This is a genomic window from Arthrobacter sp. MP_M4 (assembly GCF_035984855.1).
Classification (GTDB): Bacteria; Actinomycetota; Actinomycetes; order Actinomycetales; family Micrococcaceae; genus Arthrobacter.
The window spans coordinates 1-18,772 of sequence record NZ_JAXCHX010000003.1 but is presented as its reverse complement, the minus strand read 5'-3'; the positions used below and the strand labels follow the sequence as shown (position 1 = coordinate 18,772).

Below are 18,772 nucleotides of genomic sequence, written 5' to 3'. Positions count from 1 at the left end.
ATGACTGAAGACATTCCGACGGCGGCCACCCCTGCGGAGCCTGCCCAGCACGTTTACGCCGACCCCTTCACCGTCACCGCGCGTGACACCTTCCTCGACGGCGCCGCCCTTTTCCCGGGCGACACCGGAGTGCTCCCCATGAAGGTCCGCCAGGCCCTCGTGAAGCTCCTCAAGGGCCCCTACGTCGACGGCGGCCGGGACGAGAAACTCTGGACCACCCTGCTGGACCACCAACTGATCCTGCGCAGCCGCCTGTCCGAGCTCTTCCTGACGCTCCAGCTGGACCACGAACGCAAGGTGGCAGTGCTGCGCCCGGTGGACCCGGAGGCCATTGGTGGCAGTACCCGTTCGAGCATCCTGCGCCAGCAACGGGCCCTGAGCCGGGTCGAAACCATCGTGCTGTTGCGCCTGCGCCTGCTCCTGGACCGCCACGTCACAGCCCAGACTGACCCCACGATCACGCGCGAGGAAATCGGGGAGCTCGTGGCCCACTACCAGCCCGCCGGCCAGCAGGACGCCCTGCGCGATTCCGACGTCGTCAACCGTGCCATCACCAAGCTCCTGGCGCGCCAGCTCCTCCTCCCCACCGGCCTGGATGAGGTCTACACCATCTCCAACGCCCTCCCCCTGGCCCTCCCGTTCGAGAACATCGGCGACATCCCCGCCCAAATCGAAGCCCTCGTAGCAGCCTCCACCGACCCCGCCGGTACCGAACCCCTCCTGGAGCTCGACGGCGACCGTTCTGCGGAGGAGGAGAGCGACGACGCCGATGCCGCCCCCGCCCCTCCGCCGGGTGGCTCCGCGATTGGTGACCACACCGAAGCGGAGGCAGCCAAGTGAGCATTGCAACCATGCTGCCCATGGGCGAGCTCACTAACCCCGGCCAGATGCGGCTCGCCCTGGTGCAGGTGGTCAACTGGGGCACCTTCCATGGCGCCCACACCATGCACGTGGACCGCAACGGCACCCTGCTGACCGGGAACTCCGGCGTCGGCAAGTCCACGCTGTTCGACGCTATGCTGCGGGTTTTCGATGCACGGCCGCGTTCGAACGAAGCCGCGGCCCAGCGCGCCGGCGGCGCCGTGGAGGACAAACGCACCACCTTCACGTACATGCGCGGCAAGGTGGGGGACAAGGCCGTCGGAGACGGTTCGGCCAGCGCATTCCAACGACCCGGTGCCACGTGGTCCGCTGTCGCCCTGACGTTCGACAACGCCGCCGGTACCCGGGTGACGGTATCGGCCCTGTTCGACCTGCCCAAAAACGGCACCGAGTCCAGCGTCGGCCGGTACTACCTGATCGACAACAAACCGTTGGATCTCGTGGCAATCGAGGGCATCGCGGAAAAGCGCTTTACCAAGTCGGCGTTGGACACGATCTTCCCGGACGCGCAGGTCTTCGACGTGCACAAGGCTTTCGCGGAACGCTTCCGGCGCCTGCTGGGAATCAATTCAGACCAGGCGCTGCCGTTGCTGCGCGTCATTCAGGCCGGCAAGGGCCTTGGCGGCAGCGTGAACAACTTCTTCCGCGACCAGGTCCTGGACGCGCCGGCCACACTGACCGCCGCGGACGACGTCGTCGAGGAATTCAGTAACCTGATGTCCATCCGGCAACGGCTCGAGGACGTCCGGCAACAACGGGACCAGCTGGCGCCGGTCCCCGGGTTGAACAAGGAATATGCCCAGTCCCTGCTGGATTCGAACCGGCTGAGGGAACTCGCCAGCGAAGAATTCGAGGCATACAGGCAGCAACTGGCCGTTACCGTCCATGAGAAGACGCTCGCCCGGTTCAAGGAACTGGCGCAGGGGAAGGCCCGGGAACTCGGTGCGGAGCGCGGCGTCCGTGACGTCCTGGCCAAGGAGCTCCGCCAGCTCGAGGCCGACTACAACAACCAGGGCGGCAACGCGATCTCCGCGATCGAGCAGTCGCTCGAGAACGCCAAGGTGGGGCTCAAGCTCCGCCGGCAGGTGGAGGACTCCGCCCGGAAAGCCTTCGCCGACGCCGGCCTTGAATTGGAGTGGTCCGCCACCGGCTGGGAACAGGCCCACGAGCACGCGGCCGCCCGCTCCGCGGAACTGAAAGACGACTCGGAAGCGCTCAAGGAACTGCGCTTCGAAGCCTTCGACGGCCACGCGACACGTAAGCGCGAGCTTGCCGCGGCCCAGCAGGAACTCGTATCGCTCAAGACGCGCAAGTCCCTGCTGCCGCCGTCGAGCATTGAAAACCGCGCCGTCATCGCCGCGGCCACCGGCATTCCCGAGGAGCAAATGCCGTTCGGCGGCGAGCTGATGGACCTCGCCGAGGGCCAGGAACAGTGGCGGCCGGCTGCCGAGCGTGCCCTGCGCAGCCTCGCCACCACGCTGCTGGTCCCGGGCGAGCACTTCACCGCCGTCACCCGGTATCTCAACGACCACTCCGTCCGGGGTGCGCTGCGCGCGGTGGACGTCTCGAAGCCGCTGCCCGGCGGCGCGCTGGCCGTGGAGGACGCGCCCGACGGCGAGCTGCTCACCAAACTGGACATCCTCACCGCCGGGCCCGCCGCGGAGGCGGGCGAGTGGATCCGCGAACGGATCGCCCTCGATTTCGCGTACCCGTGCGTCGAGGATCCGGACGAGCTGGCCGGGCTGGACAGGGGCCTAAGCCTGGGCGGAGTGGTCAAGCGCAACCGCCACACCGTGGAAAAGGATGACCGCTTCGTCTCCCGGCAGGATTACGTCCTCGGTTTCGACAACGCCGCAAAGCTGGAGCTCGTGGCCGCGCAGGTGGCGGACCTGCAGCAGGAACTGGCCAGGGCCGCCGAACTCGCGCAGAGCCGGGAGGAGTCGCACCAGGGGATGAGCCGCCAGCTTGAGGCATTGCGCCGGGTCGCCGAAGACCACCGCCCCTGGGAACAGGTCTCGGCCGCCGTGGCCGCGGAGGACCTCGCCCGGATCGAGCAGCGCCTCCGGGATGCCCTCGCCGCGCAGGCGGACCTGGAACCGCTGCGCGCCAGTATTGAGGTTGCCCGGCACAAGCACCAGTCCAGCACTGAGACCGCCGCCGTGCTGCAAAGCGAGTACAAGGCCCTCGACGCGCAGCTCACCGCGGCAGATTCGCTGCTGGAGGCCGCACGGATGCGGCTGGCGCAGTCGCCGCCGTCGGACGCGGCCGTCACGGCACTGGAACCGTATTTCACCGGCCCGGGCGACATCCTGGAAATGCACGAGCTGGACAACCTTGCCAACCAGGTCCGGACCCGACTCCTGGCCGAGCTGCACGCGGCCGAATCCCGCGGACAGGCCACCTCGGAGCGGCTCACCCGGATTTTCGAGGGCTTCGCCCGGGAATGGGGAACGGCGGTTTCCGCGGATCACGGTACCTCGATCGGCGCCGCGGGCGAGTTCGAGGCCCGGTACCACGCCATTGTCAGCGACGGCCTGCCCGCGCAGGAAGCCGAGTTCCGCCAGTTCTTCAACCAGCGCACGCACGAATCCTTCAGCACCCTGCTGCACCTGCTGGATGAGGAACGCCGCTCCATTACGAGCCGGATCCTGCCGCTGAATGGCATCCTCTCCGAGGTCAACTTCCACGAAGGAAGTTTCCTGGAACTGGACATCAAACAGACTCTGCCTGCGCCGGCGAAGCAGTTCAAGGACGCCATCCAGAACGCGCTCAAGGTCCGGCACACCCGTCCGGGAAAGGCGCCCGCGCCGGTGTCCGGTGCCGCCAGCGCCGAGGGGGATGACGACGCCGAGCTCACCAACCGGTACAAATCGCTCGAGACACTGGTGAAGAGGCTGGGATCACAGACGCCGGAGGACCGGCGCTGGCGTGCCGAGGTGCTGGATGTCCGCGGGCATCTTTTCATCCAGTGCAAGGAACACCGCGAGGTCCGGAGGCCCGGTTCCACGGCGTCCGCAGGCGGGCCGAGGAGGACCGAGGTCTTCATGCACGCGGATACCGGAGCGATGTCCGGCGGTGAGCGGCAGCGCTTCACGGCGTTCATCATGGCCGCGGCGCTGAGTTACCAGCTAGGCATAGCTGAGCAGGGTTTCACCACCTACGGCACCGTGATGATGGACGAGGCCTTCGTGCTGGCCTCGGAGGAATTCGCGGGCGCCGGCATCAAAGCCCTGCACGAGTTCGGTTTCCAGCTGCTGCTGGCCGCGCCGGAAAACGTCATTGACCTGTCCCGTCACTTAGGTTCTGTCACCGAAATCCTGCGGGACAAACGGACCAACCGCTCCGGTGTGCTCACGGCTCCCGTGATCGGGCCGCGCCCCGGGGTGGTTGGTACGTGGCGCTCCGAGGCGAATCCGGTGGACATCGTCCTGCGCTGACCGACCGGCCTCCTTCAACCACACCGCGGCGTCACTTACGGCCCATCGTCCCGTCCGGACGCGTCGTACGTGACCGCTTTTTGCCTTCGCGCAATTACGTGATGAAAGTTTTGCGTAATTAGCGTAAGGGTAGGCTACCCTTACTTAGGTTCGCTTCATTGACCTAAGGAATCCCATGCCTCTCCCTACCCCGAGCCGCGCCGTGCCCCGGCGCCGCTTCCTCCGCGCCACCGGCCAGGCGACCGCCGTTCTGGCCGCCATCGCGCTCTCCCTGACCGGCTGCTCCACCGGCCCGGCGGGATCGACCTCGTCGGCGGCCGTAAACCAACCGGCGAGCGCTGCGTTCCCGGTGACCATCAAGCACGTGTTTGGCGAAACCACCATCAAGGACCAGCCGAAGCGTGTCGTCACCGTCTCCTGGGTTAACGACGACGTCGCCCTCGCCCTCGGCGTCGTGCCGGTGGGCGTGCCAAAGAATGAATGGGGCGGCAACAGCCAGGGCTCTACTCCCTGGAAAGACTCCGCGCTCGAGACGCTCGGCGCAGGCTTCGGCTCGGCGACAGCGCCCGCCCAGTTCTCCGAGGCCGACGGCATCAACTTCACCGAGATTGCCAAGCTCAACCCGGACATCATCCTCGGCGCCTATTCCGGCCTGACGGAAGAGGACTACAAAAAGCTCAGCGAAATCGCCCCTGTGGTGGCCCACCCGGAGGTCGCCTACGGTACGTCGTGGCAGGATTCCACGGCCATCACCGGTAAAGCCCTTGGCAAGGAAGCCGAAGCCGCCACGCTCATCACCGCCACCGAAGCAACCATCAAGGACAAGGTCTCGGAATACCCGCAGCTGGCCGGAAAGACCTTCATCTACGGCAACCTGGAACCGGCGAAGGGCGACGGCGTCAACGTCTATACCGCCAACGACAACCGCCCCCGCTTCCTCAGCGAAATCGGCATGACACTGGCCCCCGTGGTCGCAGACAAGACCCAGGGCTCCACGGCATTCTTCATCCCGTGGTCCGCCGAGAAAGCCAACGAACTCACCTCCGACGTGTTTGTGACCTGGGTTCCGGACGCGCAAACCGCCGGGTCCATCCAGACCGACCCCCTGCTGGGCCAGATCCCGGCGATCAAGAGCGGCGCACTGGTCGCCGACTCGGATAACACGCTGACCCTGTCCATTTCCGCCTCCTCGCCCCTGAGCCTGCCCTGGGCGCTGGACACTTTCCTGCCAAAGCTGGCGGCCGCGGCAGACAAAGTTCCTGCCGCGGTGAAGTAGGCACCGTTCCATGAGCCCAGCCACGACGACGGCGCCCGGCACTGCCGCCCGCACCGCCCCGAAGAACGCCGCGCCCGCTACCGGCGAGGCCAGGGGACCACAGGTACTCTGGCTGATGGCTGCCGTCACCGTGCTGGTGCTGCTGACCGGGGCCTCGCTCGCCATCGGTGCGCGCGGCCTGGATCTTGGAACCGTGTGGCAGGCGCTGACCGGCTTCGACCCGGCCAGCGGCGACCACGCCGTGGTCCACGCGCGGATCCCGCGGACCATCCTCGGGCTGCTCGCCGGAGGCGCCCTGGGTCTCGCCGGCGCGGCAATGCAGGGGGTGGCCCGCAACCCCCTCGCGGACCCGGGCATCCTCGGCATCAACGCCGGCGCGGCGCTGGCCATCGTGACGGGAATCTACGTCTTCGGAGTCACCACACTGACCGGGTACATCTGGTTCGCCTTCCTCGGCGCCGCGGCTGCCGCCGTCGTGGTCTACGTGATCGCCTCGCTCGGCAGGGACCGTGCGACGCCGGTGAAGCTCGCCCTCGCGGGGGCCGCCCTGAGCGCGGGCCTTTCCTCGCTCACAAACGTCATCCTGGTCTCCAGCCGGGACACACTGGACCGCTTTAGGTTCTGGCAGGTAGGCGGGATCGCCGGCCGCGACTGGGCCGTGATTCTTCCGGCCCTCCCGTTCCTGCTGCTGGGCGCCGCGATGGTGCTCTGCACAGGCCGGATCCTCAACAACCTCGCCCTGGGCGATGACCTCGCCCGCGGCCTGGGCCAGCGGGTGGGGCTCAGCCGCGGCTTTTCCGCCCTCGGCATCGTCCTGCTCTGCGGCTCTGCCACGGCACTTGCGGGCCCGATCGGCTTCGTGGGCCTGGTGATTCCGCACGCTGTCCGCTTTCTGACCGGTCCCGATTACCGCTGGATCCTGCCCTGTTCCCTGGTGTTGGCCCCGGCGTTGCTGCTGGCCGCCGATGTGGCAGGCCGCATCATCCTGCTGCCCGGCGAAGTCCCCGCGGGAATTTTGACTGCCCTCCTCGGAGCGCCGGTGTTCGTGTGGCTGATCCGGCGCGGCAAGGCGGCCGGACTGTGAGGGGACCCGACGCCGGGGTGGCACTTCTCGGCAATGCCACCCGCAAACACTGCCGTGATCTGCCAACTCGCACAAAAGGGCACCAGCGGATGGTCCCCACCCGGACCGCCCTGCTGGCCCTGGCCGCCGCCGGGCTCTTCGCCGCGTGCGTGCTCCTGGGCAGTTACACCGTCACCGTCCCCGATTTCCTCAGAATCCTGGCGGCGCACGTCACCGGGGGTGAAAAGATCCCCGGCGCCAGCTTCATCGTGATGGAACACAAGCTGCCGCGCGCGCTCGTGGGAACACTGATCGGTGCCGCCTTCGGACTGTCCGGCGCGCTGTTCCAGACCATGCTCCGCAATCCTCTTGCCAGCCCGGACGTGATCGGCATCAGTTATGGGGCCAGCGCCGCTGCCGTGACGGCGATGGTGGTTTTCGGCGCATCCGGCGCCGCAGTCGCGGGCGCCGCGTTCGCCGGAGCCCTGGGCGTCGCCGGCCTCATTTACTCCATCTCCCGCAGCGGATCCTTCGGTTCCGGCGGCCGCAGGGGTGACGCCGCAGACAGCAGCCTGATCCTGGCCGGGGTGGGCATCGCCGCCGCCCTGCACGCAGTGGTGAGTTTCCTGCTGACCCGGGCGGACATCCGCACCGCCGCTGACGTCCTGATCTGGCTCAACGGCTCGCTTAACTCCGCCACCTGGGACCGGGCTGGAGTCCTTGGACTTGCCCTGACCGCCCTGGTCCCCGCTGTTCTGGTCCTCGCCGGGCCGCTGCGCATCCTTGAACTCGGCGACGACACCGCCGCCGGCCTTGGCGTCCGGGTGGGCGCGGTCCGGCTGGGCATAGTGGTCACAGCCGTCGGGCTCGCCGCGGCGGCGACGGCGGCCGCCGGGCCGGTCTCGTTTGTCGCGTTCCTCGCCGGACCGATCGCCCGCCGGTTTGTCCGCACATCGAGCCTGCCGGCCTCGGCCTTCGCCGGTGTCGTGATCGTTCTCGGTGCCGACTACATCGCCGCCAACATTGCCCCGCTGCTGCTGGACGGAACGGTCCTGCCGGTCGGGGTGGTCACCGGCGCCCTCGGTGCTCCCTTCCTGCTCTGGCAACTCGCCACTTCCACCCGAAAGGACACCTGAGTTGGCATCGTTGAAGACCTCGGACCTGACACTGAAATACGATCAGCGGACCGTAATTGAGGAACTCAGCGTGGAAATCCCGGAGGGCAAGGTGACCATGATCGTCGGGGCCAACGCCTGCGGAAAATCCACCCTGCTGCGCGGCCTCGCCCGGCTGCTCAAGCCTGCCGGGGGCACCGTGACCCTCGACGGGCAGGACATCCACCGCCGTCCCGCCCGCGAGGTGGCCCGCACTTTGGGCCTGCTGCCCCAGCATCCCACCGCGCCCGATGGCATCACCGTCCGGGATCTGGTGGGCCGGGGGCGCTACCCGCATCAGGGCCGATTCCGGAGCCGGGCCGCCGACGGACCGGCGCAGGACGAACGGGCCGTGCAGGAGGCCATGGCGGCCACCGAGACACTGGAGCTTGCCGGGCGGAACGTGGATGAACTCTCCGGCGGACAGCGGCAACGGGTGTGGATCGCGATGGCCCTGGCGCAGGAAACGCAAGTGCTGCTGCTGGACGAGCCCACCACGTACCTGGACCTTACCCACCAAGTGGAGGTACTGGACCTCATCACCGACCTTAACCGCCGGCGCGGCACCACTGTGGCCATTGTGCTGCACGACCTCAACCTCGCCGCGCGGTACGCAGACCACATCATCGCCATGAAGGAGGGGCGGATCCTTGCCCAAGGGGCAGCCCGCGCCGTGGTGACCGAGGACCTGGTCCGTGAGGTGTTTGCCCTGGACTCCAGGGTCCTCGCCGACCCGGTATCCGGCGCACCCCTGATCATCCCGCTCGGCCGCCATCATGCCGATGTACGCCGTCCACCCACCCTGGAGCTAATTCCATGACTGCTACAAACGCCACCCCGGTCCGCACCCGGACAGAGCATGACTCCCCCCGGGCCGCCGAACCCATGACCCGCGCCTTCGGTGTCCAGGTCACGGCGGTGCAGCAGCTCGGGCCCCACTTCCGGCGGATCACGCTGGGCGGCTACTCGCTGCGTAATTTCGGCGTCCACGGCAACACTCTGGACCTGCGCATCAAACTGGTGATCCCGTCACTGGCCTCCGACGGTACCGTCCTGCCCCTGCCGGAGTTCCGGACGGAGCAGCCCGGCTGGTACCGCGAGTGGCTGGACATGGATCCTGCGACCCGAGGCACCATGCGCACCTACACCGTGCGGCAGGAACGCCTCGACACCGTCTACCCGGAACTCGACGTCGACTTCGTGCTGCACATTGACGCCGCCGGCCACGGCGGGCCGGCCGCCACCTGGGCCCGTAACGCCAAACCGGGGGACTCCCTGACCTTGATCGGACCCAACAACCGGGCCGCGCACTGCGTCACCGCGGAGACGTATTCCGGGATCGAATGGCGGCCCGGACTGGCCCAGCGGATCCTGCTCGCCGGAGACGAGACAGCGGTGCCCGCCATCAGCGCCATCCTCGCAAGCCTGCCCTCTTACGTAAGCGGGCACGCCATCCTCGAGGTTCCGGAAGCCGGCGACTTCCAGGACCTCACCACAGCTGCCGATGTTGAGGTCAGTTGGCTTGCGCGCGGTGCGGCGACCGGCCTTTCACGGCCGCACGGAGAATTGCTGCAGGAAGCGGTCCGGGCCGCCGTCAGCCTGCCCGGCTGGGTGGGGTTGCGGTCAGCCCGCGGACCTGCGGCCGGGCCAGAACCTGAGGACGTCAACGTGGACCACGACATCCTGTGGGAAACCCCCGGCAGGATGGATGCCGCGGCGGTCAGTGCCAGCAGGAATCCGGACATACCGGCCGGTGCCATGCCGTTCTACGCCTGGATCGCCGGGGAAGCCGGGGTGGTGAAGGAGCTGCGCCGGTATTTGGTGCGGGACGTAGGGATTGACCGGAAGCAGGTGTCGTTTATGGGGTACTGGCGGCAGGGGAAGTCTGAGCTCTAACCGCGGCCTTGTGCTCGGCTCACCTGTTGTGCCCCGCTTGTTCACCCCGACGTCGTTCGGCCCGGCTACCGTGGCGGCATGGCCGAGAACCTTTTAGCTCCTGGTCCTGGTGGGCGGCGGGTCTATGTTGCCCTGGGGGATTCCTTTACCGAAGGCGTGGGGGACTATAACGCCCGGTTCCCGAACGGGGTCCGGGGCTGGGCGGACCGCGTGGCAGAGCAGCTGGCCAAAGCGGACCCGGGATGGGAATACGCCAACCTTGCCATCCGCAGCAAGAGGCTGCGGCACATCATGGCCGAACAGCTGGACGCCGCCCTTGCCATGGAACCCACCTTGGTTACTGTGTACGCGGGCGGGAACGACATTCTGGATCCCGGCACCGACATCCACGCGCTGATGAAGGATTATGAGTTCCTCGTCGCCCGGCTTGCCGCCAGCGGGGCAACGGTGGTGTTGTTCACCGGGTTCGATGTGAGGGTCTCAGCCCTGCTGGAGCCCCTCAAACGCCGAAACGCGGTATACAACCGGCGGGTCCGCGAAGTGGCAGAGCGGTACGGGGCCGTGCTGGTGGACTACTGGTGCTTCGATGCGTTTTACGATCCGCGGATGTGGGATTCGGACCGGCTGCACATGTCCAAGGCGGGGCACAAGTATCTTGCCGGCCAGGTCCTGGACCAGCTTGGCGTGCAGCACACGGTCAAACGCAAGGAATGGGCGCCGCCGGCCCGGCTTGGCCTGCGCGGCTGGGAACGCCGGCAGCGCCGCTGGGTTTCCGACTGGGTGGTCCCGCTGTTCGGGCGCAAGATCCGGGGAATCACGCTGGGCGATGAGCTCAGCCCCCGCTGGCCGGAGCCCGTCCGGGTCCCGCCAAGGGCCGGACTCAAGAAACTGACCGCCAAGGTCCCGGCGGCTGGTCCACACTCCTGATCTGGGCGCCCGGCGTCAGCTGTCCAGCAGGTTCTCAAAGCCCTGCGCCACCCGGCTCGCATGAAATTCCTCGACGTCGAATTCCGCTACGCCGTTGACGTAGAACGGATCGCCGGCCAAGGAGGTATCGAGGGCACCACGGTCTGCATTGGAGAGCAGCAGGGCGCCGGTGCGCGGGATCTTCCGCCCCGCAACCAGAAAGATGCCCTGGTCAAACGCGTCCTCCAGCCACCTCACGTGGGCGGGCAGATGGAAGTCAACGATCTCTTCGGGGACCTTGTAGGTCAGCGAGACTACATACATAGGGTCAGCCTACCGCCAGTCCCGCACGCCGTGACGGGAATCATCCGGGGCAGGCCCCACCGAAGTTGAACCGTCAATCATCAATGCTCCTAGACTGTAGCCATGACTGAACCGCGCTGGCTGAATGCCGACGAACGACGGGCCTGGCTGGCCCAAGTGAGCATCAATACCCTGCTGCCGGCAGCGCTGGACACCCAGCTTCATCACGCGCGCAAACTCTCCCTTTTCGACTACAACGTCCTCGCGATGCTCTCAGAGGCCGACGGCCGTTTCCTGCCCATGAGTGAACTCGCTGCCCGCACCAGCGCTTCACTGTCCCGGCTCTCCCATGTGGTTACCAAACTGCAGAACCGCGGGTGGGTGGAGCGCCGCCCGCACCCCGGCGATGCCCGGGTGACGACGGCGCACCTCACCGACGCCGGGATGCAGACCATTGAGGAACTCGCCCCCAGCCACGTTGACGCTGTCCGTTCGCTTTTCCTGGACGCCCTGAGCGAGGAAGACGTCGCCGAACTCGCCCGGATTGGCGAGAAGATCGTGGGCAGGCTGGACCGGGACCATTGGATCCTGCGGGAGGGTGAGCAGGCCTAGGGCCCGCAACGGCCGCGGTGCGATGTCCCCTAGTGTTGGCAGTATGGAATCGCCGATCGACAGCTACTTGCGCCAAATCCACGCCGAGATCGCCCAGCTCAAGGACGGCTTGCCCTACAGCACCATCCCGGCCATGGCCAATGTGGACCCGGATAACTTCGGCATCGCCCTCGCGACCGTGGACGGCACGGTGTACGAAATTGGTGACACCCGCGAGGAATTCACCATCCAGTCGATTTCCAAGCCCTTTACCTACGGACTGGCCCTCGAAGACCTCGGTGACGAGGCCGTGGACGCCAAAGTGGACGTGGAGCCATCCGGGGACTCCTTCAATGAGATTTCCCTGGCCGAAGGTACCGGCCGGCCGGCCAACGCAATGATCAACGCGGGGGCCCTCACTGCCACCTCGCTCATCAGAGGCTCGGGCGGGCAGTCCGGCTTCAAGCGGATCCTCAACACGTACTCCGCTTTCGCCGGCCGCCAGCTCTCGGTCAGTGAGCAGGTCTTCGAATCCGAACTCAAGCACGGCCACCGCAATACGGCGCTCGCGTACCTCCTGCGCTCGTTCGACATCATCGAGGACGACCCCACCCCGGTGCTGGCAGACTACTTCCGCCAGTGCTCCGTGCTGGTGAACTGCTTCGACCTCTCGATCATGGCCGCCACCCTGGCCAACGGCGGACGGAACCCGATCAGCGGCAAACAGGTGCTGGGGATCGGACCGGTGGAACGCGTTCTGTCGGTAATGATGACCTCCGGAATGTACGACGACGCCGGTGCCTGGATCAGCAGCGTTGGCATGCCCGGCAAGAGCGGCGTGGCCGGGGGGATCATCGCCGTGCTGCCCGGACAGGTGGGGCTGGCGGTCTATTCGCCGCCGCTGGATGAGCACGGCAGCAGCGTCCGCGGCCTGGCCACCGCGCAACGGCTCGCCCAGGACATGGAACTGCACTTCGTCCGCGCGGCCCGGACAGGCCGGTCCGCCATCCTCGCCGCTTACGACGTGACCGAAACGCCCTCGGGCATCCGCCGGAATGACGAAGCTGCGGATGTCCTCCGTGCCCATGGGCACCGGGCCCGCGTGATCGAGGTCAACGGCGACCTCCTCTTCGCCGGAACCGAGTCCATGGTGCGCGAGCTCAGCAGCCTGCCGGACGACGTCGACCTGGTGGTTCTGGATTTGCGCCGCACCGACCAGATCAGCGAGGTAGCCGTGCGCATGCTGGCCAAGGCCCGGCAGGGGATGGCCGATACCGGCCGGGAGCTGGTGCTGATTGAAGCGGACGGCTCCGTCGCGGAGGCCCTGGGACCGCTGAAACAACGGCTGGTGCCGTCCTTCGCGACCCGGAGCGCCGCCGTCGAATACTCCGAAAACCGTCTGCTGGAACGGCACGGGGACCATCTGCTCCTGCCCGACCACGTTCCGGTCACGGCGTCGCCGGCCCTGGCGCCGCTGGAAGAGACTGACGCCGCGGCTTTGGAAGCCCTCATGACCCCGCGCTCATACGGCGACGGCGACGTCATCCGGCGCATCGGCCTGCGGTTCGGCGGGGTTTACTTCATCACCGCGGGCCGGGTCAGCAGCACCTCACCCGGGCCCACTGCGGAACGGGTTAAGCTCAATACGCTCAGCGCCGGTATGACGTTCGGTGAACTTGCGCTGGGCAGCGGCAACCGGCAGGAGACGACGGTGCGCGCCGTCGGGCCGGTGGAGGTCATGGTGCTCAGCGCGGAAGCAATCGCCGAGTTGGAAACCGCCGACCCGCGCCTGGCCCTCGCCCTTTGGAAGGCCTTGACCCGCGATGCCTACACCCGGGTGGAGCAGTACCTGCGCGAATCGGCGGTACGGATCCGGGAATAGTTTTTTTGTTTGCTTGGGGCAACTGCTGGCAGACTGGAGCCATGGATTTCACGTCCCGCTACGTTGCCCTTGGCGATTCCTTCACGGAAGGCGTCGGCGATGACGACCCAGCCCGTCCCAACGGAGTCCGGGGCTGGGCAGACAGGGTCGCCGAGCAGCTTGGCGCCGCTGATCCGGCCTTCGGCTACGCGAACCTCGCCATCCGGGGCCGGAAACTGCGCCAGATCATGGCAGAGCAAGTCGATGCCGCCGTTGCACTCAACCCCACCCTCGTGAGCATCTACGCCGGCGCCAACGACATCCTCCGGCCCAAGGTCGATATCGACGATCTGCTGGTGGAGTACGACGCCGGGATCCGCAAGCTCAAGGCCACCGGCGCCACCGTGGTGATGTTCACGGGGTTCGACTCCCGGGGTTCAAAGATCTTCGCCACCACCCGCGGCCGCACGGCAATCTATAACGAACTGGTCCGCGGAATCGCCGGTGACCACGGCGCCCTGCTGGTGGATTACTGGCGCTTCAGCGAGTATTACGACTGGGGCATGTGGGCCACCGACCGGATGCACATGTCCCCTGCCGGCCACGCGAACATGGCCAAGCGCGTCCTCACCGTCCTGGAACATGACCACTCGATCGACGTTCCACCCATGACCCCTGTTCCGGAGCTCGGCCGGGCCGAGGCAGTGCGCGCCAACGCCCGCTGGGTACGCGAATTCGCCGGACCCTGGGTGGTCCGCCGGGTCACGGGGAAGTCCTCGGGCGACGGGCTGGCACCGCGCTACGGGACGCTCACGCACCTCTAGGCGCGGAAGCCCGGCGTCGCGAGCAGCTCCCCGCCCCCGCGTACGGCCAGCACCTCGACATCCCAGCTGTCCGTAGCCCAGTCCAGCATCCGCTGGCCGCCTGCGACGATCGCCGTGGCCAGCACGTCCGCGGTGAGAATGTCCGGGGCGGCCACCGACACCTGGCGGAACTCGATGGGTCGACTGCCGGCGCGGCCCGCTCCGGCACGCCAGATGTGGTTGCCACGTTCGGCGGTTCCGGACGTCGCCAGGGCGGCGCAACGTTCGGTGCCGCCGAGCGCGAAGCCCGAGAGCAGTGCCCCGCGGTCCTGCGGATCCACGATGCCGGCCATCCAGGGGGTCCCCCATTCCGGCTGGGGTGAGCCGCTCACCAGCACGTCGCCGCCGGCGTTCAGGCACCACTCAGTGACGCCGGCAGCCGCCAGGGCAGTGGCGGCCTGGTCAATGGCGTACCCCTTGATGATGCCGGAGAGGTCCAGGACGCCGTCGGGCCGCTCGGGGGTGAAGAAGCCGTCGGTCAGCAACCGCCAGCCCGTGGCGTCCGCAAACCGCGCCCGGAACGCCGCCGAGGTGTCCCGGAGTGTCACTTCGCCGCGGGCCAGCCGGCTGGCCTCCGAATCCGGGCGGTACAGGCTGAACGTCTCGTCCAAGCCGGTGAATACGCGTTCGACGGCGACCGTGGCAGCGTCCAGCACCGGCTCGGCCTCCCGCGTTCCGCACTCATCCACCGGCAGGGTCAGGCTGATGACGGTCCCCATGCACCGGAACGTCCTGCTTCTCAGGTCAGGACCGTCCTGGCCGGAGCCAGCTGGGCGGGCGGTGGCCGAATTGAGTCCGGCATCTGCCGGAATGGCGGCGGGCGAGGGCTTAAAGGTTGGCTGCATCGAGGGCTGCCTGAAGCGAAGTCAAATAGGCATCACTGGTGACAGTGGCGCCGCTGATGGTCTGCACCTGCGCCGACTGGGCCTTGAGGACAGCGGCACGCAGCAGCGGAGCGGCCCGATTGCTGATCTGCACCGACTTCCGGTCTTCGTCGGTCAAGTGCAGAGCCGTGACATCCGAGACCGCCCCGGCTTCCACGGTGATCTGCACCTGGACGGATCCGTAACGGGTCTGGACCTCCGCGCCGGTGAAGGTTCCGGCGGCCTGGGCCGCGGTTCCGGAAGTCTTGGAAGAGCCGCTCGAGCCGCTTGTTCCGCTCGCGGTTCCGGAAGCACCGGCCGTGCCGCTGGAACCGGTAGTTCCGCCGCCCTTGCTTATTCCGGACGTGGCAGGGGCCGACGTGGCCGACGCCGCACTCCCCGTCTCCGCGACGTGGGCGCCGGACTGCCAGCCGGCGAGGAGTATCCCCGCGGAGGCCAATGCTGCAGAAACTGCTGGGCGTATTCTCACCAGTCGAACCTTTCGTAGTGGAGTTGCTCGTCGGGCACGCCCGCCGCACGGATGTCGCTGATCGCGCTGCGGGCCCATGCGGACGGGCCGCAGATGTAGACGTCGGAGTCCGCGACGTCCGGGGCGTAGCTGGCCAGCCGGTGCCCTGAACTGACGGCCGCTTCGGACTGCCAGGTCGGGCCGCCGGCGCTCCGCGGCCCTGTGACATGGAACAACGTGGCGCCCCGTCGGCGGCAAAGGTCCAGGATTTCAGTGCCCAGATAGAGCTCGGCCTCACTGTGCCCGCGGAGGATCACCGTGGCGTTGCCCGGTTCGAACGGGGTGCGTTCCAGCAGTGCCCGGATGGGGGTGATGCCGATGCCGGCTCCGATCATCACAACGTGGTTCCTGCTGCGCGCCGCGGTGCTGAACAGCCCGTACGGACCCTCGATGGCCACCCTGGTCCCGGACCGCAGCCGCGCCAGCTGCGCCGAGCCCCGCCCGAGGTTGCGCACCGTGATCCTCAGCGTGCCGCGGCCGGAGGAATCGAACACTACCGGTTCCGCGGAAAGGCTGAAGGGGTGCGGGTGCCACCAGGCGCCCGGTGCGAGGAACCGCCAGATGAAGAACCTGCCTCCGTTGCCGGCCAGTTCGTCGAGGTGGCGGCCCGCCAGTTCAATGCTTACGGCGCCGGGACCCTCTGTCACGACGCGCCGCACCGTCAGCTGGTGCCGGACGGTGGCGACAAGGGGCTCGAGAACCCGGTAGTGGACCAAGGCGGCGCCGGTACCGATGCAGATGGCCAGCCAATACCAGCGCTGCCACGTGCCCTCGGCGAAGAGAGCGCCGGTGCTGAATTGGTGCGGGATCGCGGTCAGGACGGCCGCGTAGGTCAGCAGGTGGACGGCGTACCAGAACTCGTATGGGAACCGGCGTCGGACGGCCACCAGTGAGGTGACAACGACGGCAATGAACAGCGCGGGGGAGACGATCGCAAGCCACATGTCGGGAACCAGGACCCACAGTGACACCAGCTCGCTGACGGGGTTGAGCCCTTCGGCCATCCCATAACCGGTTGCGATCAGTATGCCGTGGGCGAGCAGCAGGTACAGCGACGGTTTGCCGAGCTTACGGTGGAATTCCAAGGCCCGGTCGTGCCCCACGGCGCTGTCGATCACGGGAAGCCGCGCGGCCAACAGCAACATCAGCAACACCAGATCCATACCGGCAAGGCCGGCGACGATCCCGAGGGCGGTGAAAGTCCCAGCCAGGGTCGAAAACCCGGCCGCCCCGCCGTCGGCGAGCCAGAGCGCAATGGCAGCAGCAACCGATGCCCAGGCCAGCACTGTCAGCAGATCGGCCCGGAACAGCCGGCGCCGGGACTGACCGCGGAACCGCTCAACAGGGGCGGGCCGGGCCGTGTCCCGTTCGGTCGTCCGGAGTAAAGAGTTCATGGTTCCACCGTCCGCCCGCGGCCTATCAATTTGCTGTGAAAGCACTAGGGTGCCGATGTGACTTTCTGCCGGAGCGCCAGCTCGCCTTATACACCTGGGATTCCCGGATTGGTCTTTAATTCCTCTGGCTCGTAGACTTGGTAGGCGCTAGGTGGCGCGGAGCGTGCGCAATTGCTCCGGTTGGCGGGACTTTCCGGTAATACCGGGAGTCCTGTAGGCCGGTAGTTAGGGGCTCAAGTTGCGTGCATTCCTGTATTCGCCCAGCATCCCGGTACTTCGTCGCGGCCTTCCATTTGGAGTCAGCGGCCGGTGACCGTGGTCCACAATCTTCGCCGTAGTGAACGAGACAGCCGGCTTACGCCGCCTGCTTGAACATTGCGGAACCATCGAGTGTGGGCGCTGGATGCGGACGCCGCCTGTCGCACGGTCTGGCGGGAACTCTGCAGCCGTTTCATATATTTTTTGAGGAGAGTCGTCATGGCAGCACATTGCCAGGTGACCGGAGCCGAGCCGGGCTTTGGACACAGCATTTCGCACTCGCACCGACGCAACAAGCGTCGGTTCGACCCGAACATCCAGAAGAAGCGCTACTGGGTTCCGTCCCTGCGCCGTAATGTCACTCTGCAGCTGTCTGCAAAGGGCATCAAGACCATCGACGTGCGTGGCATCGACGTCGTCGTAGCCGCCATCCTGGCACGAGGAGTGAAGCTCTAGTGGCTAAGGACAAGGACGTACGTCCGATCATCAAGCTCAAGTCGACCGCGGGCACGGGTTACACCTACGTGACGCGCAAGAACCGTCGTAACGACCCGGACCGCATGGTCCTGAAGAAGTACGACCCCCGTATCCGCAAGCACGTCGAATTCCGAGAGGAGCGCTAAACACATGGCCAAGAAGTCAATGATCGCTAAGAATGAACAGCGTAAAGTCATCGTCGAGCGTTATGCTGCCAAGCGCCTCGAACTGAAGAAGGCTCTGGTTGACCCCGCGTCCACCGATGAGGCACGCGAAGCTGCACGCCTCGGCCTGCAGAAGCTGCCCCGCAACGCCTCACCGGTACGTCTGCGTAACCGCGACATCATCGATGGCCGCCCCCGCGGTACCTTCCAGAAGTTCGGCATCTCCCGTGTTCGCTTCCGCGACATGGCTCACCGCGGTGAGCTCCCGGGCATCACGAAGTCTTCCTGGTAACTCAGTAAGCTTTTTGCCACTGGCATGGGAAAGGCCGGCGCCTCATGGCGCCGGCCTTTCCCGCGCTTAAGGACCGGCAGCGGATGCGTGGAAGGGTACGGCCGCCGATGGGCGCTGCGTGTGATGGAGGGCGCGGGGGGTGGATTTGTGGTTGGTCGTGGGGGTGTGTATTGTTGTTCGAGTCGCCGCCGCTGTTGCGGAGAGTGCGACCGACCCCCTTCTGAATGGCCTGGAATATGGCGTGGTGAGTTACGCGCTGTTTTTGGGTGGGGATCCTGTTGGTGGAGTGGGGAATCGCGGAAACGTTGATTTGCGAAGCTTCGCGGTATCGGGTAAGTTTGGGAAGTTGCTCCGGAGCGATCCATGGCCTGTGGTTGTGGTGGTGCCGGGTGTGTCTGTTGTTTGAGAACTCAATAGTGTGCCAAGTTTGTTGATACCAGTTTATTGTATTGAATTGGTTGAATTGACTGGATTGCGCCACCCCGTGGTGTGGTCTGGTTTTTACAGCTGGTTTCAAATTTTGTGCATTGTGTGTGTCCCGTTTTCCCGGGGGCGCATGGTGT

The 18,772-nt window shown here is 66.7% G+C and carries 18 protein-coding genes; 14 read left to right on the top strand and 4 right to left on the bottom strand.

Translation table 11 applies throughout. The features are described 5' to 3' along the window. From RCH15_RS04660 to RCH15_RS04625, 8 genes are all read left to right on the top strand, one after another. On the top strand, positions 1-840 hold the full coding sequence (locus RCH15_RS04660) for a DUF4194 domain-containing protein (protein WP_326958553.1): 840 nt from the start codon (positions 1-3) through the stop codon (positions 838-840). Further along, complete coding sequence (locus RCH15_RS04655; protein WP_326958551.1) at positions 837-4,319, top strand: ATP-binding protein; 3,483 nt, start codon at positions 837-839, stop codon at positions 4,317-4,319. Before RCH15_RS04660 ends, RCH15_RS04655 begins: the two co-directional genes overlap by 4 nt. 175 nt (positions 4,320-4,494) lie before the next feature. Beyond that, a complete protein-coding gene (locus RCH15_RS04650; protein WP_326958549.1) occupies positions 4,495-5,595 on the top strand; it encodes an iron-siderophore ABC transporter substrate-binding protein in 1,101 nt (366 codons plus the stop codon). Positions 5,596-5,605: 10 nt separating this feature from the next. Next, positions 5,606-6,679, top strand: coding sequence for a FecCD family ABC transporter permease (locus RCH15_RS04645; protein ID WP_326958547.1), 1,074 nt, complete (start codon positions 5,606-5,608; stop codon positions 6,677-6,679). An 89-nt stretch (positions 6,680-6,768) separates the two neighbouring features. Then, positions 6,769-7,794: a FecCD family ABC transporter permease gene (locus tag RCH15_RS04640; RefSeq protein WP_326958545.1), complete on the top strand. Its 1,026-nt coding sequence runs from the start codon at positions 6,769-6,771 to the stop codon at positions 7,792-7,794. A 1-nt stretch (position 7,795) separates the two neighbouring features. After that, the gene (locus RCH15_RS04635; RefSeq protein ID WP_326958542.1) at positions 7,796-8,632 is read left to right on the top strand and encodes an ABC transporter ATP-binding protein; all 837 of its coding nucleotides are present in this window, start codon (positions 7,796-7,798) and stop codon (positions 8,630-8,632) included. A 65-nt stretch (positions 8,633-8,697) separates the two neighbouring features. Continuing rightward, a complete protein-coding gene (locus RCH15_RS04630) occupies positions 8,698-9,708 on the top strand; it encodes a siderophore-interacting protein (RefSeq protein WP_326958840.1) in 1,011 nt (336 codons plus the stop codon). 78 nt (positions 9,709-9,786) lie between these two features. Then, positions 9,787-10,635: an SGNH/GDSL hydrolase family protein gene (locus RCH15_RS04625; RefSeq protein ID WP_326958540.1), complete on the top strand. Its 849-nt coding sequence runs from the start codon at positions 9,787-9,789 to the stop codon at positions 10,633-10,635. A 15-nt stretch (positions 10,636-10,650) separates the two neighbouring features. On the opposite strand, the gene RCH15_RS04620 is transcribed toward RCH15_RS04625, so the two are convergent. Continuing rightward, complete coding sequence (locus tag RCH15_RS04620) at positions 10,651-10,938, bottom strand: YciI family protein (protein WP_326958538.1); 288 nt, start codon at positions 10,936-10,938, stop codon at positions 10,651-10,653. A gap of 102 nt (positions 10,939-11,040) precedes the next feature. Here RCH15_RS04620 and RCH15_RS04615 point away from each other — a divergent pair, with 102 nt between their 5' ends. From RCH15_RS04615 to RCH15_RS04605, 3 genes are read left to right on the top strand one after another with little or no spacing between them, the layout of a single operon-like run. Further along, entirely contained in the window at positions 11,041-11,529 is a 489-nt protein-coding gene (locus RCH15_RS04615; RefSeq protein ID WP_326958536.1) for a MarR family winged helix-turn-helix transcriptional regulator, read from the top strand. A gap of 43 nt (positions 11,530-11,572) precedes the next feature. Continuing rightward, positions 11,573-13,390, top strand: coding sequence for a glutaminase A (gene glsA / locus RCH15_RS04610; protein WP_326958534.1), 1,818 nt, complete (start codon positions 11,573-11,575; stop codon positions 13,388-13,390). Positions 13,391-13,431: 41 nt separating this feature from the next. Beyond that, positions 13,432-14,193, top strand: coding sequence for an SGNH/GDSL hydrolase family protein (locus tag RCH15_RS04605; RefSeq protein ID WP_326958532.1), 762 nt, complete (start codon positions 13,432-13,434; stop codon positions 14,191-14,193). On the opposite strand, the gene RCH15_RS04600 is transcribed toward RCH15_RS04605, so the two are convergent. The 3 genes from RCH15_RS04600 to RCH15_RS04590 all read right to left on the bottom strand — a co-directional run bounded on the left by RCH15_RS04600 (position 14,190) and on the right by RCH15_RS04590 (position 17,018). Beyond that, positions 14,190-14,951: an FAD:protein FMN transferase gene (locus RCH15_RS04600; RefSeq protein WP_326958529.1), complete on the bottom strand. Its 762-nt coding sequence runs from the start codon at positions 14,949-14,951 to the stop codon at positions 14,190-14,192. The two genes, RCH15_RS04605 and RCH15_RS04600, sit on opposite strands and share 4 nt — an antisense overlap. Positions 14,952-15,060: 109 nt before the next feature. Then, positions 15,061-15,585, bottom strand: coding sequence for an FMN-binding protein (locus RCH15_RS04595; protein WP_326958526.1), 525 nt, complete (start codon positions 15,583-15,585; stop codon positions 15,061-15,063). Then, positions 15,582-17,018: a ferredoxin reductase family protein gene (locus RCH15_RS04590; RefSeq protein WP_326958525.1), complete on the bottom strand. Its 1,437-nt coding sequence runs from the start codon at positions 17,016-17,018 to the stop codon at positions 15,582-15,584. Before RCH15_RS04590 ends, RCH15_RS04595 begins: the two co-directional genes overlap by 4 nt. Before the next feature lie 477 nt (positions 17,019-17,495). Here RCH15_RS04590 and rpmB point away from each other — a divergent pair, with 477 nt between their 5' ends. Genes rpmB through rpsN form a run of 3 tightly spaced genes read left to right on the top strand, consistent with a single transcriptional unit; the run spans position 17,496 to position 18,209 of the window. Then, positions 17,496-17,732 (top strand): 50S ribosomal protein L28, encoded by a 237-nt coding sequence (rpmB, locus tag RCH15_RS04585; protein WP_056342125.1) that lies wholly within the window; start codon positions 17,496-17,498, stop codon positions 17,730-17,732. Next, positions 17,732-17,899 (top strand): 50S ribosomal protein L33, encoded by a 168-nt coding sequence (rpmG, locus tag RCH15_RS04580; protein WP_011693743.1) that lies wholly within the window; start codon positions 17,732-17,734, stop codon positions 17,897-17,899. Before rpmB ends, rpmG begins: the two co-directional genes overlap by 1 nt. A gap of 4 nt (positions 17,900-17,903) precedes the next feature. Beyond that, complete coding sequence (rpsN, locus tag RCH15_RS04575) at positions 17,904-18,209, top strand: 30S ribosomal protein S14 (RefSeq protein WP_011693742.1); 306 nt, start codon at positions 17,904-17,906, stop codon at positions 18,207-18,209. The last annotated feature ends 563 nt before the right edge of the window (positions 18,210-18,772 follow it).

Coding starts and splice junctions, on each gene's coding strand:
- RCH15_RS04590 (WP_326958525.1), bottom strand. CDS start 17,018: ATGAACTCTTTACTCCGGACGACCGAACGGGACACGGCCCGGCCCGCC.
- RCH15_RS04600 (WP_326958529.1), bottom strand. CDS start 14,951: ATGGGGACCGTCATCAGCCTGACCCTGCCGGTGGATGAGTGCGGAACG.
- rpsN (WP_011693742.1), top strand. CDS start 17,904: ATGGCCAAGAAGTCAATGATCGCTAAGAATGAACAGCGTAAAGTCATC.
- RCH15_RS04620 (WP_326958538.1), bottom strand. CDS start 10,938: ATGTATGTAGTCTCGCTGACCTACAAGGTCCCCGAAGAGATCGTTGAC.
- RCH15_RS04650 (WP_326958549.1), top strand. CDS start 4,495: ATGCCTCTCCCTACCCCGAGCCGCGCCGTGCCCCGGCGCCGCTTCCTC.
- RCH15_RS04615 (WP_326958536.1), top strand. CDS start 11,041: ATGACTGAACCGCGCTGGCTGAATGCCGACGAACGACGGGCCTGGCTG.
- glsA (WP_326958534.1), top strand. CDS start 11,573: ATGGAATCGCCGATCGACAGCTACTTGCGCCAAATCCACGCCGAGATC.
- RCH15_RS04640 (WP_326958545.1), top strand. CDS start 6,769: ATGGTCCCCACCCGGACCGCCCTGCTGGCCCTGGCCGCCGCCGGGCTC.
- rpmB (WP_056342125.1), top strand. CDS start 17,496: ATGGCAGCACATTGCCAGGTGACCGGAGCCGAGCCGGGCTTTGGACAC.
- RCH15_RS04605 (WP_326958532.1), top strand. CDS start 13,432: ATGGATTTCACGTCCCGCTACGTTGCCCTTGGCGATTCCTTCACGGAA.
- RCH15_RS04630 (WP_326958840.1), top strand. CDS start 8,698: ATGACCCGCGCCTTCGGTGTCCAGGTCACGGCGGTGCAGCAGCTCGGG.
- RCH15_RS04660 (WP_326958553.1), top strand. CDS start 1: ATGACTGAAGACATTCCGACGGCGGCCACCCCTGCGGAGCCTGCCCAG.
- RCH15_RS04645 (WP_326958547.1), top strand. CDS start 5,606: ATGAGCCCAGCCACGACGACGGCGCCCGGCACTGCCGCCCGCACCGCC.
- RCH15_RS04625 (WP_326958540.1), top strand. CDS start 9,787: ATGGCCGAGAACCTTTTAGCTCCTGGTCCTGGTGGGCGGCGGGTCTAT.